This window comes from Corynebacterium minutissimum, assembly GCF_016889765.1.
Taxonomy (GTDB): Bacteria; Actinomycetota; Actinomycetes; order Mycobacteriales; family Mycobacteriaceae; genus Corynebacterium; species Corynebacterium minutissimum_B.
The window spans coordinates 2,675,807-2,688,347 of record NZ_CP069533.1 but is presented as its reverse complement, the minus strand read 5'-3'; the positions used below and the strand labels follow the sequence as shown (position 1 = coordinate 2,688,347).

Below are 12,541 nucleotides of genomic sequence, written 5' to 3'. Positions count from 1 at the left end.
TTCGGGGAGTTTTAAGCGTTGATCTTGGCGAGCTCGTCGACGACGCGGGATTCCAGATCCTCGCGCAAGGACTCGACTGGGATGCGGGAGATGACTTCAGAGAAGAAGCCGCGGATGATGAGGCGACGAGCCTCGGCGGCTGGGATGCCGCGAGACATGAGGTAGAACAGCTCGAGGTCGTCGAAGCGGCCCACGGTGGCGGCGTGGCCGGCACCAACGATCTCACCGGTCTGGATCTCCAGGTTCGGGATGGCATCGGCGCGCGCACCTTCGGTGAGAATCAGGTTGTTGTTCGTCTCATAGGTATCGGTATTGTTGGCGTCCTTGCGGATCAGCACGTCACCAACCCAGCAGGTACGAGCCTCTGGGGTCCGTGAAGCAGAACCTGCCTCCTCCTTCTCCGCAGCGGTCGCGCCCTGCAGAGCGCCCTTATAGAACACGCGGGAGCGGCAGTTCGGGACGTCGTGGTCGACGAGCAAGCGGTTCTCAAAGTACTGGCCGGCATCAGCGAAGTAGACGCCCAGCAGCTCGGCATCGCCGCCGGGTCCGTCAAAGACCACGCGTGGGACGAGACGCACAATCTCGCCGCCAAATATAGCGGTGTTGTGGCGCAGTACGGCATCGCGGCCAACCTTGGCAATCTGGTGGGACAGGTGGACGGCGTCGTCCTCCCAGTCGGCGTCGACGACGACGGTGACCTGTGCGCCATCCTCAAGCACGAACTCCACGTTGTCCGCGTGGGTGCCGGAGCCGACGTAGCGCAGCACGATAGTGGCCTCGGCGTGGTGACCCACGTGGATGGAGGTCGCACCAAAGGAAGTGACTCCCTCACCTGCGCCGGTAATGGTGATGTCGACCGGCTTGTCCAGCTGCGCTTCCGCGGCAATGGTAACCACCTGCGCCTCTGGCATGGAGGTCCACGCTTGTGCCGCAACCCGGTCGGCCGGAGCACCTGCAGAGCCAAGGCGGGAGTCGTCAGCTGCCACGGTTTCAGAGGTCACGCCCTCTGGGGCGGTGACGTCAATCTTCTGTGCGGTCGCCGGGGCGAACTCGCCGTTGTGCAGACCACGCAGGTTGCGCAGGGCAATGAAGCGCCACACCTCATCGCGGCCGTGCGGAACCGGGAAATCCGCCACATTGAACGAAGTGAACTGGTCACCCTTGGTGACGTCAGCAGGATTAAATTCGTTGGAAGCTACCACTTAGCCCACCGATCCTTCCATCTGCAGCTCGATAAGACGGTTGAGCTCCAGGGCGTATTCCATGGGGAGCTCCTTGGCAATCGGCTCGACGAAGCCGCGCACGATCATGGCCATTGCCTCTTCCTCGGCGATGCCGCGGGACATGAGGTAAAAGAGCTGCTCCTCAGAGACCTGAGAAACGGTTGCCTCGTGGCCCAAGGTGACGTGATCGTTGCGGATGTCGTTGTACGGGTAGGTATCCGAACGCGAGTCATTATCCACGAGCAAAGCGTCACACTCGACGTTCGCGGTGGAGTTGGAGGCGTTGTTGTTGACCTGCACCAAACCGCGGTAGGCGGCACGGCCACCATTTCGGGCAACGGACTTGGACACGATGTTGGAAGACGTGTTGGGCGCCATGTGAACCATCTTGGAACCGGTGTCCTGAACCTGGTTTTCACCGGCAAAAGCCAGGGAAAGAACCTCACCCTTGGCATGCTCACCGGTGAGCCAGCAGGACGGGTACTTCATGGTGACCTTGGAGCCAATGTTGCCATCGACCCACTCCATGGTTCCGCCTTCTTCGACCTTGGCGCGCTGGGTCACCAGGTTGTAGACGTTGGTGGACCAGTTCTGAATCGTGGTGTAGCGGCAGCGGCCGCCCTTCTTCACGACGATCTCAATAACACCCGTGTGCAGGGAGTCCGAGTTATAAATCGGAGCGGTGCAGCCCTCGATGTAGTGAACGTAGGCGCCTTCTTCGACAACGATGAGGGTGCGCTCAAACTGGCCCATGTTCTCGGTGTTAATGCGGAAGTATGCCTGGAGCGGGATGTCCACGTGCACGCCCTTCGGGACGTACACGAAGGAGCCACCGGACCAGCAGGCGTTGTTGAGCGCGGAGAACTTGTTATCGCCAGCGGGGATCACAGTGCCGAAATACTCCTGCAGAATCTCCGGGTATTCTTGCACTGCCGTATCGGTATCGACGAAGATAACGCCTTGTTCCTCAAGGTCCTCACGAATCTTGTGGTAAACCACCTCGGACTCGTACTGAGCAGCAACGCCGGAGACAAGGCGCTTCTTCTCAGCGTCCGGAATACCCAGCTTGTCGTAGGTCTCCTTAATGTCCTCCGGAAGGTCATCCCAGGTCTGGGCCTGCTTCTCGGTAGAACGAACAAAGTACTTAATGTTGTCGAAGTCGATCGCAGACAGATCCGGACCCCACGCCGGAACCGGCTTTTTGTTGAAAACACGCAGAGCCTTGAGGCGCGACTCGAGCATCCACTCGGGCTCATTCTTCTTCTTCGAAATGTCGCGAACGACATCCTCGCTCAATCCGCGGTGTGCTGCTTGGCCGGCTTCGTCGGAATCGTGCCAGCCATACTCGTAGCCGCCGATGGAGGAGATGATCTCGTCATCGCTCATCTTGGTTTCAAGCCCTGGTGCTGGTTGTGCCTGTGTCAAAGCCCGCTCCTTTCTCGTCGATTAGCGTTCCTGCCGCTCCGCCCCAGAGGGCGGTACGGGCGTTAAGGGGATGTTTGTGGTGCAAATTCCGTGGCCGTCCGCAATGGAGGCCAGGGGTTGCACATGTTTTCCTAAAAGGGCAGAGAAAACTTCCTGTTCAGCCTCACACAGCTCCGGGTGCTCGGCGGCCACATGGGCCACCGGGCAGTGGTGCTGGCAAATCTGCACGCCGTTACCCACGGACGTGACCGTGGCAGCGTAACCGTGCGCATCAAGAGCCTCAGCAAGCTGGCGTGCTACCTCTGGAACCGATTCATCTTCGTTGACCAGAGGTGCGACGTCTTCTACGAGGCGCTCGAAACGAGCCTTGGCGAAGCGCCGCACGGCCTCTGGACCTCCAGCTTCACGCAGTGCTGCGAGAGCTTCAGCTGCTAGTTCGTCATAGGCATGGCCGAATTGCGCGCGGCCTTGGTCTGTGAGGCGAAAGTGCTTGGCGGGGCGACCACGGCCAACCGTGTGCCCGGGGCGGGCTGGCGGGCGGCGATGCACCACCTCAGTGAATCCTTCTTCTACCAGAATGTCTAAGTGCCGGCGGATGCCAGCGGCCGAGAGACCGAGGCGTTCACCTAGGTACGACGCCGTCACGGGGCCGTCCTTAAGAAGCAACAGCATGACATGGCGGCGGGTATCGCCCTCGGTGGAGCGAGTCTCCTTCGTCATGGCGTGCACCTCCTTAAGTGTGCCCTAGGGAACGTATCTCAGATTAGACAACACTAGTGTTCCTTAATTTATTCCCGATTTCCACCTCTGCGCCCTTAACGGGAGGTGCGTGTCGCCTGCGGGCCGAGCGACTAAGGTAGACACTCATGAATGAGGAGCGTCACTACACCCGATCGGGGAGGTTCAGGCGCGTCGTATGGGGCGTGCGCGATGAATTACCGCGCATGGGTCTCGCCGGTTCCCGCTCGGCCCTCCTCCACGAGGATGCTCCGGACACACCGCGTGCGGGTCACGGGCCAGCGCTTGGCGACGTCCACCGGCGCACCATAGCCCACCTCCGGACTCTGTTCACCTTAAGGTGGCTGGGCACCATCGGCTCCTTGCTCATCGGACTTGGGGGTCTTGGTGCCGGTGCACTGCCGGTAGTTGGCAACCCTTATGAGTCCCTGCCCTTCGGTTCGCTCATGTCCCGTATGTTGCAGTCGGCGTCGGCCCTCGTCTTTATTGGTGTGGCCTTCATGGTGCTGGCGTGGGTCTGCATGGCTCCCCTCGTAGGCGCGCCCTTGCGCCTTCCGCTCCCTCGGCAGCAGTCCTCTTCTGAAAAGTGTGGACAAGAGAAGCGATTTAGCCACTCCCCGCATGTGGTCACTCAAAGCCAGATGTGGCGCACGTGGCTGGGCTGGGTGCTGCCGCTTATCGTCACCGCTCCCCTTTTTACCCAGGACATTTACTCCTACCTGGCCAATGGCTCGATTGTGATGCGGGGTCTCGACCCTTACTCGGCTGGCCCTGTCGAATTGCTCGGTGCCGATAACGACCTTGCCCGCTCCGTGCCTTTCATTTGGGCGAACTCTCCCTCGCCCTATGGACCCGTCGCTTTAGGTTTGGCCGCCGTCGTGAGTTGGTTGACCAGTGATTCCATTATTTGGGGTGTCATCCTCCACCGCGTTTTCTCCTTGGCAGGCATCATTGCCGCTGGGTGGGCCACTGCCCGCTTGGCGGTGCGCTGCCGCGTTTCCCCCGAAGCCGCGTTGTGGCTGGGCATCCTGAATCCGCTGACCCTTCTTCATCTCGTTGGTGGAATCCACAATGAGGCTTTCATGTTGGGGCTCGCGCTCGTTGGCCTCGAGCTGGGTTTGCGGGCGGTCACCGAGGAACACTCCGCGCGCTGGCACGCATGGCTTCTGTTTCTCGCCTCCGGTGTGCTTATTTCCTGCGCTGGAATGGTGAAAGTCACTGGGTTCATTGGATTAGGCTTTGTCGGTATGGCCTGGGCCAAGAGGCTCGTCGATAAGCACGGCGCCTCTCCCCTACGCGCTGTACTCACCGCCGTCGTCGTGCAGCTCGTCATTCTGGCCGTCTCGATTGCGCTCGTCACCGTGATTACCGGCATCGACATCGGTTGGGTCTTTGGCCAGGGTGGTGCAGCAACGATTCGCTCCTGGTTGTCTACGACGACGTCGGTAGGCGTAGGCGCTGGCTTCCTCGGCATGGTGCTGGGGCTTGGCGATCATACTGAGGCCATTCTCACCGTCACCCGCACCGTCGGCGTGATCATCGCCACCGGTTTTATGGTCCGCATGCTTTTCGCTGTCTACCGCGGCGCAATCCACCCGGTGGGCGGTCTGGGTGTATCCACGTTCGTCCTCGTCGTTTTCTTCCCCGTCGTCCAGCCCTGGTACATCCTGTGGGCAATTCTGCCGCTAGCTGCATGGGCAAACCGGCGATTCTTCAGGATGGCGGTCATTCTCTATTCCGGCGTGATGAGTTTCATCGTGCTGCCTCGAGGTTTGGGTCTCCCTCCGGGCACCGTCTTCGTTATCTATCTCTCCGCACTTCTCACTTTTGTGGCTCTCGCTGCGGTCGGGTGGGTTGCGTTACGCAGGGCTGGGGTCCGTGTCCTACACTAGGCCTTCGTGAATACAACAGCGCTGGCCCTGGATAACGTCGTCAAGTCCTATGGTGACGTGAATGCGGTGGACGGGTTGAGCTTCCGCGTCAATCGCGGCGAGATTCTCTGCTTGCTGGGCCCCAATGGAGCCGGTAAAACCACCACCATCGACATGTGTGAGGGGTTTACAAAGCCCACATCAGGCAGAATCGAGGTCCTTGGTCTCGACCCTTCCCGGCACCCGGATGCCGTGCGCTCCCGCATCGGCATCATGCTGCAAGGCGGCGGTTCCTATTCAGGAATCAAGGTGCACGAGATGCTCAAACTCAGTGCTTCCTATAACCAGAATCCCCTGGACCCGGACTGGCTGCTGGATGCTCTCGGCCTAGATGGTGTCGCCACCAACACCTACCGGCGTCTCTCCGGCGGTCAACAACAGCGGCTGTCCCTAGCACTTGCCATTATTGGGCGCCCAGAGCTGGTGTTCCTCGACGAGCCCACCGCCGGCATGGACGCCCAATCGCGGCTTGCCGTGTGGGACCTCATCCGCGCCTTGCGCTCTGATGGCGTGACAGTCGTGTTGACCACGCACCTCATGGATGAAGCCGAGTCCTTATCCGACCATGTGGTCATCATTGACCACGGCAAGCTCGTGGCCAGTGGAACCACCACGGACCTCATGGCCTCAACGGAGACCTCCCAGGTGAGCTTTGAAACCGCTAGCCCGGTAGACGTCGAGAAGCTCCGCTCCGCAGGTATGAGCGCCGAAACAGTCCGCCCACTGCACTACCGGCTGAGTGCGCCTGCTCAACCTGAGACTATTGCTGCTCTCACCGCGGAGCTGGCCCGGCAAGATGTCCTCGTGCGCCGCCTTGAAACATCGCACCGCAATTTGGAAGACGTGTTCCTTGACCTCACCGGTCGGGAGATGCGCAGCTAGCCACTCAACCCCCCTTTGGCGCGTCACCTTCTCGGAACGCTTCACGGAGATTACACAATGAGCACTTTCACACCCGGAACTTTTACTCCTCAGCCGCAGCGCGTCGGAGTGGCGTCGATGGCTCGCGCCCAAGGCGCTATCGAGTCCAAGCTCATGCTGCGTCATGGTGAGCAACAACTTCTCAGCATCATCATTCCCCTCGCCATCCTCATCGGCGCCCACCGGCTAGAGGGAACTACCGGTCACGGAATCGCTGAGATTTTTCCTATGGTGCTCGCTGTTGCCGCAACCTCGTCCGGGTTTACCGGCCAGGCAATCTCCCTCGCCTTTGATCGCCGCTACGGGGCCCTTAAACGCACAGGTGCCTCTGGCGTTCCTGCGTGGGCCATTATCGTGGGCAAAATCATCGCTGTGCTCTCCATGGTCGTCCTCCAGGTTCTCGTCCTCGGCACAACAGCAGCGTTCTTGGGCCTGCGCGTAGACGTGGGAGGAATTGCCGTGGGCATTGTCGCTCTCGTACTGGGTGTCGCGGCATTTACCGCCCTAGGCCTGCTCCTCGGTGGCACCCTAAGTTCTGAGGTGGTCCTGGCAGTGTCTAACCTCATCTGGTTCATCCTCCTCGGCACCGTGGGATGGGTCATGTTCTCCCAGGGCTTAGGTGATAACGGTCTGCTTACCCTTGTACCCACCGTTGCTATGGCAGCTGGCCTCGATACCGCGTTGAACGGGTCCTTACCTGGATTCGAGCTTCTGGTCCTTGCGGGCTGGGCAGTGCTGGCGTCGGTTGCCGCGGTGCGATGGTTCCGCTTCGACGGCTAAGTGTGACTTTTCTCCCCAGGTAGCGCGGCTGGGCTCATGGTATTAGTTCCGGGCACGCCCGAGCGGTAGGGTTATAAGCTGTGAGTACCGCCAATATATCCTCGCCCCCATCATCCGCTCAGGTATCCGGTGGCCAGATCGGCCCCTCGGTAAAGATGCAGCGCATCCTCGCCCTGATCCTCCTGCTTTGCCAAGGTGGCATCACGGTCACCGGTTCCATCGTTCGCGTCACCGGCTCCGGCCTGGGTTGCGTGACCTGGCCCAACTGCCACCCCGGTTCGTTGGTTCCGATGAAAGGCGCGGCTCCTCTAGTCCACCAGGTTATCGAGTTTGGCAACCGGCTCCTCACCTTTGTTGTGGCCGCTGCCGCTGTGGCCACCATCGTGGCGATGCACACGGCTCAGCGCCGAAAAGAGCTCAAGGTCTATGCCTGGCTGGGACTCTTCGGCATCGTTGTGCAGGCGCTCATCGGTGCGCTGTCGGTCATTCTCAAACTCTCGTGGTGGTCTGTAGCAATCCACTTCCTCCCGTCCATGGCCCTGGTGTGGATCGCCGCCTTGCTGTACTCGCGCATCGCAGAACCTGACGAGGGTACACCTACCCGCCTCTTCCCTGCTGCTATTCGTATCCTCGCGGTTGTTGCCACCGCAGCCTTGTCTCTTGTCCTGCTCACCGGCACCTTTGTGACAGGTTCTGGCACGCACTCAGGTGATGCTGGCGTCGGCATGGGGGGACGCCTCGGCGTCGATACCTACGGTATGGCGGTCATTCACGCCATCTGCATGTACGTGTACTTGGCTCTGACCTTGGTCGTAGTGTTCCTCTTGCACCGTTCCAATGCGCCGAAGGCCGCTAAAAAGGCCGGCTGGGTGCTCATCCTCTGCATCATTGTGCAGTGGGCCATTGGTGTAATCCAGTTCTACCTGCACATCCCACGCTGGACCGTGCCCTTCCACGTCGGCATGTCCTCTGTCGTCACCGCATGTACTGCACTGCTGTGGGCCCATGGCCAACGCCGAATTCTCGGCACAGAGAGAGCCACGTCCGCCGAGTAGCCCTGCACACTAAGTGCGCTGAACCGCTAGACGCACAGGCGCTGTCTCCCCTAATGACGGAGGCGGCGCCTTTTTGCTGCGCTCTCACCGTGATGTCGTTTAGCCTAGGTATATGCATGCAATTCAGGTAACCACGACCGGAGGACCTGAGGTCCTCACCTATGCCGAGGTGGACAATCCCGCGCCGACGGAGGAGCAATTGCTTGTCGATGTCTCGGTGGCCGGCGTCAACTATATCGATACGTACTATCGCGAGGGAATTTACAACGCTTCTACCCCTTTCATCCTGGGCCTCGAAGGCACAGGACGAGTCGTCCACGACCCCAAGGGTGAGATTGCTGAGGGCACCATGGTGGCCTGGGATCATGCCTTTGGCTCCTATGCGGAGCAGGTATGCGTGCCCCGTGATCGTGTCGTCGCCGTACCGGACGAGATCCCCTCAGCCGTGGCCGGCTCCATGCTGCTGCAGGGCATGACTGCCCACTACCTCAGCCATGGCGTCTACCAGCTCGGTGAAGGCGCTTCTTGCCTTATCACAGCCGGTGCCGGCGGCGTGGGCCTCATCCTCACCCAGATGGCCAAGTCGCTTGGTGCGACCGTGTACTCCGTGGTCTCCACTGAGGAAAAGAAGAAACTCGCCTACGAGGCTGGGGCTGACGAGGTCTTTCTCTACAGCGAGGGACTAGCTGAGCAAGTGCGCCGCTTTAACGGTGGGCGGGGCGTCGACGTGGTCTACGACGGCGTGGGTAAAGATACGTTTAACGAGTCCCTAGAGGTTGTCCGCCCCCGCGGTACCGTGGCCCTCTTCGGCGCTGCCAGCGGCCCGGTTCCCCCAATGGATCCGCAATTGCTTAACAAGCACGGCTCCATCTTCCTAACCCGCCCCTCCCTGGGCGCGTGGACGGCACAAGAGGGCGAGTTCCAGATGCGCGCACAGGCGGTTGTCCAGGCAGTAATTGACGGGGACCTCCACTTCCGCATCTCTGCCGAGTACCCACTCGCGGAGGCTGAGCAAGCGCACCGCGACTTGCAGGAACGCAAGACAACTGGCTCGATTGTCCTCCGCGTACGCGAGGATTAGGCGTTAGCGCCGCTCGGCTAGACCCGCTCGGCTTGACCCCGGCTAGAAGAGAGTCGCGGACCAGCCGAGCATTCGGCCAATGGGCTCCCAGCCCACTACGGCGTCGATAGACAAACCGATAAACAGTACCGACAGGTAGTTGTTGGAGTAGATGAACAGGCGCATGGGCTTGACCTTGGCGCCCTGTTTGACTCCTTGGTGAAGGCGTATGGCCATCCACAGAAAGACCGCTCCCGAGGCCACCGCGGCAACGAGGTAAATCCACGACGCCGCCGGAATGATGAGCAGGGTGACTATCACCGTGCCTACCGTGTACCAGACGATCTGGCGGGTGACTTCAGACTCTGGGGCCACAACCGGCAGCATGGGTACGCCTGCCTTGCGGTAATCCTCCTTGTACTTCATGGCGAGCGCCCACGTGTGCGGCGGCGTCCAGAAGAAGATGATGAGGAAAAGAACAATAGCCTGCCACCAGCGGTCCGGCTCCCCCGCCGGCGCATTATCGCGGATGACGGCCCAGCCCACCATGGCCGGCATACAGCCAGCAAGACCACCCCACACAATGTTTTGCGAGTTCCTCATCTTAAGGAACTTGGTGTAGACAAACACGTAGAAGAAATTGGTAAGCAGCACGAAGAAGGCTGCGAGCCAAGAATGAGCCAAAACGCCCAGCCAGAAGACAGACAGAGCCAGCATGATCCACGCAAAGATCGCGGCATTGCGACGCGAGATGGTGGCTCGCACGAGTGGGCGTGCGCGAGTGCGTTGCATCTTCTGATCGATTTCATAGTCCACGACATTGTTAAATGTGTGGGCCGCGGCCGCACCCATCCAGCCGCCGAAGATGGTGGAAATAATGAGCCAGAAGTTCGAGGACACAGCCTCAAAACCGCGCTGAGCCTGGAGCATCGCCGGGATTGCCGCAACGAGGAGGAGCTCAATGATCCTCGGCTTCGTTAGCGCAAAATAGGCCTTGATGGTCTCCAAGGAACAGTCCTCCGTAAATCCGGCTACACCAGCGTCTGAGTTATGGGTCTTTGTAGTGGTCGGCTACGCGCTCTGAAAAGTTCCCACGCATCCACTGAGCTTGAACACACAGACGCTAGCCTCAACCATGCCACCCTACCGCTCAGAACCCGGTTTCTATAATTCGGCGCAGCGAGACCAAAACCGCCTAGACTGATGAGCGGTATATCTGTTTCCAGAAGCGAAGTGAGGTTTTCGCCGTGTCGCACGAGAAGTTGTCCCCAGAACTGCAGGCTATGGTCCAGCGTCGCTATCCTTCAGACTGGACTGATCTTGATACCCGCGCTGTGGACACCGTGCGTGTTTTGGCTGCAGACGCTGTCCAAAACTGCGGCTCGGGCCACCCGGGTACTGCGATGTCGCTGGCTCCGCTGGCCTACACGTTGTACCAGCGCGTCCTCAATCACGACCCAGCCGATGTGCACTGGGCAGGCCGCGACCGCTTCGTACTGTCCGTGGGCCACTCTTCCCTGACGCAGTACATCCAGCTCTTCCTGGGCGGCTTCGGCCTCGAGATGGAAGATCTCCAGGCGCTGCGCACGTGGGGTTCCAAGACCCCGGGACACCCGGAAGTCCACCACACTGACGGTGTGGAGATAACCACCGGCCCGTTGGGCCAAGGTCTTGCTTCCTCAGTAGGTATGGCCATGGCAGCGCGCAAGGAGCGCGGGCTTTTCGATGGCTCCGCTCCCGCCGGCGAGTCTCCTTTCGACCACTTCATCTACGTCATCGCCTCCGACGGTGACCTGCAGGAAGGCGTCACCGCTGAAGCATCGTCCCTCGCAGGCACCCAGCAGCTGGGCAACCTCATCGTCTTTTGGGATGACAACCGCATCTCTATTGAGGACGATACGAATATTGCCTTCAACGAGGACGTGGTCAAGCGCTACGAGGCCTATGGCTGGCACGTGCAGACCGTGGAATCCGGCGAAGACGTTGAGGCCCTCGAAGCTGCCGCTGAAGCCGCCCGCGCCGAAACCTCCCGCCCATCCTTTATTCGCGTCAAGACAGTCATCGGCTACCCAGCGCCCAACAAGATGAACACCGGCGGTGTCCACGGTGCTGCCTTGGGTGAAGACGAGGTCGCTGCCACCAAGGAAGTCCTCGGCTTCGATCCCGAGCAGCATTTCCACATCGATGAGGACGTTCTGGCGCACACCCGCAAGCTCGCCGAGCGCGGTGCCCAGAAGCGCGCTGAGTGGCAGAAGAAATTCGACGAGTGGGCCGCGGCCAACCCGGAGGAGAAGAAGCTCTTCGACCGTCTCCAAGCCCGGGAGCTTCCGGAGGGCTTCGCCGCCGACCTCCCCTCCTGGGAGGCCGGAGAATCGCTGGCAACTCGTAAGGCATCTGAGGCCGCTATCCAGGCGCTGGCAGCATCCCTGCCGGAGATGTGGGGCGGCTCCGCCGACCTTGCAGGCTCCAACAACACTGTGATCAAGGGCGCTGATTCCTTCGGTCCGGAATCCATCACCACAAACGCGTGGTCTGCGCAGCCATACGGCCGCAACCTGCATTTCGGTATCCGCGAGCACGCTATGTCCGCGATCATGAACGGTATCGCGCTGCACGGCAATACCCGCGTCTACGGCGGTACCTTCCTTATTTTCTCCGAGTACCAGTACCCAGCCGTGCGTCTCGGTGCGCTCATGTCCACTGACACCTACTACGTATGGACCCACGACTCCATCGGCTTGGGTGAGGACGGCCCTACCCACCAGCCGGTAGAGACCCTCGCTGCACTGCGCGCTATCCCGAACCTCTCCGTCATCCGTCCGGCAGATGCCAACGAAACTGCCCAGGCATGGGCCGCGGCGATGGAATACAAGGCTGCACCGAAGGGCCTAGCCCTCTCTCGTCAGAATCTCCCGGTTCTCGAGGGCACCAAGGAAAAGGCGGCCGAAGGCGTTCGCCGCGGCGCCTACATCCTCGTCGAGGCCTCGAAGGAAACTCCGGATGTCATCTTGCTGGCCACTGGCTCTGAGGTACAGCTGGCCGTTGAAGCCGCCAAGGAGCTCGAGGCCGAAGGAACGGCTACCCGCGTTGTCTCTGCTCCGTGCCTGGAGTGGTTCGACGAGCAGGATACCGATTACCGCGAATCGGTCCTTCCTTCCTCCGTCCTTGCCCGTGTGTCTGTCGAGGCCGGTGTGTCGATGCCATGGCACAAGTACACCAGTTCCTTCGGCCGCACGGTGTCGCTGGAACACTTCGGCGCCTCTGCCCCGGCCAGCGAGCTCTTCGACAAGTTTGGTTTCACCGTCGAGGCCGTTGTTGATGCCGCCCGCGATTCCCTCGGCGCTGCCCAAGCCAACTAATCCACGCTCAGCTAGCCAGAGCCAACTGACTGCAGACAACTAGCCAACG

Annotated in this window: 10 protein-coding genes; 6 read left to right on the top strand and 4 right to left on the bottom strand. The window is 60.6% G+C overall.

Annotated features, from left to right (window positions below; genetic code table 11):
* Nucleotides 1–11 precede the first annotated feature (11 nt).
* The 3 genes from sufD to I6J26_RS12675 are packed head-to-tail and all read right to left on the bottom strand — an operon-like array spanning nucleotide 12 to nucleotide 3,368.
* Nucleotides 12–1,202 carry a Fe-S cluster assembly protein SufD gene (gene sufD, locus I6J26_RS12685; RefSeq protein WP_115022032.1) on the bottom strand — a complete coding sequence of 397 codons (1,191 nt, stop codon included), beginning with the start codon at nucleotides 1,200–1,202 and terminating at the stop codon, nucleotides 12–14.
* Nucleotides 1,203–2,609, bottom strand: a complete 1,407-nt coding sequence (gene sufB / locus I6J26_RS12680; RefSeq protein WP_181815448.1) for a Fe-S cluster assembly protein SufB — start codon at nucleotides 2,607–2,609, stop codon at nucleotides 1,203–1,205.
* A gap of 60 nt (nucleotides 2,610–2,669) precedes the next feature.
* Nucleotides 2,670–3,368 (bottom strand): helix-turn-helix transcriptional regulator, encoded by a 699-nt coding sequence (locus tag I6J26_RS12675; protein ID WP_115022028.1) that lies wholly within the window; start codon nucleotides 3,366–3,368, stop codon nucleotides 2,670–2,672.
* A gap of 146 nt (nucleotides 3,369–3,514) precedes the next feature.
* Here I6J26_RS12675 and mptB point away from each other — a divergent pair, with 146 nt between their 5' ends.
* The 5 genes from mptB to I6J26_RS12650 all read left to right on the top strand — a co-directional run bounded on the left by mptB (nucleotide 3,515) and on the right by I6J26_RS12650 (nucleotide 9,154).
* Complete coding sequence (mptB, locus tag I6J26_RS12670) at nucleotides 3,515–5,278, top strand: polyprenol phosphomannose-dependent alpha 1,6 mannosyltransferase MptB (protein ID WP_115022026.1); 1,764 nt, start codon at nucleotides 3,515–3,517, stop codon at nucleotides 5,276–5,278.
* 6 nt (nucleotides 5,279–5,284) lie between these two features.
* Entirely contained in the window at nucleotides 5,285–6,199 is a 915-nt protein-coding gene (locus I6J26_RS12665) for an ABC transporter ATP-binding protein (protein WP_115022024.1), read from the top strand.
* A 57-nt stretch (nucleotides 6,200–6,256) separates the two neighbouring features.
* Complete coding sequence (locus I6J26_RS12660) at nucleotides 6,257–7,018, top strand: ABC transporter permease (protein ID WP_115022022.1); 762 nt, start codon at nucleotides 6,257–6,259, stop codon at nucleotides 7,016–7,018.
* 80 nt (nucleotides 7,019–7,098) lie between these two features.
* Nucleotides 7,099–8,073 (top strand): COX15/CtaA family protein, encoded by a 975-nt coding sequence (locus I6J26_RS12655; protein WP_115022020.1) that lies wholly within the window; start codon nucleotides 7,099–7,101, stop codon nucleotides 8,071–8,073.
* A 112-nt stretch (nucleotides 8,074–8,185) separates the two neighbouring features.
* On the top strand, nucleotides 8,186–9,154 hold the full coding sequence (locus tag I6J26_RS12650) for a quinone oxidoreductase family protein (protein ID WP_115022018.1): 969 nt from the start codon (nucleotides 8,186–8,188) through the stop codon (nucleotides 9,152–9,154).
* A gap of 42 nt (nucleotides 9,155–9,196) precedes the next feature.
* On the opposite strand, the gene I6J26_RS12645 is transcribed toward I6J26_RS12650, so the two are convergent.
* Nucleotides 9,197–10,141, bottom strand: a complete 945-nt coding sequence (locus I6J26_RS12645; protein WP_115022015.1) for a heme o synthase — start codon at nucleotides 10,139–10,141, stop codon at nucleotides 9,197–9,199.
* A 275-nt stretch (nucleotides 10,142–10,416) separates the two neighbouring features.
* Between I6J26_RS12645 and tkt the strand changes: the two genes are divergently transcribed.
* Entirely contained in the window at nucleotides 10,417–12,492 is a 2,076-nt protein-coding gene (gene tkt / locus I6J26_RS12640) for a transketolase (protein ID WP_181815446.1), read from the top strand.
* The last annotated feature ends 49 nt before the right edge of the window (nucleotides 12,493–12,541 follow it).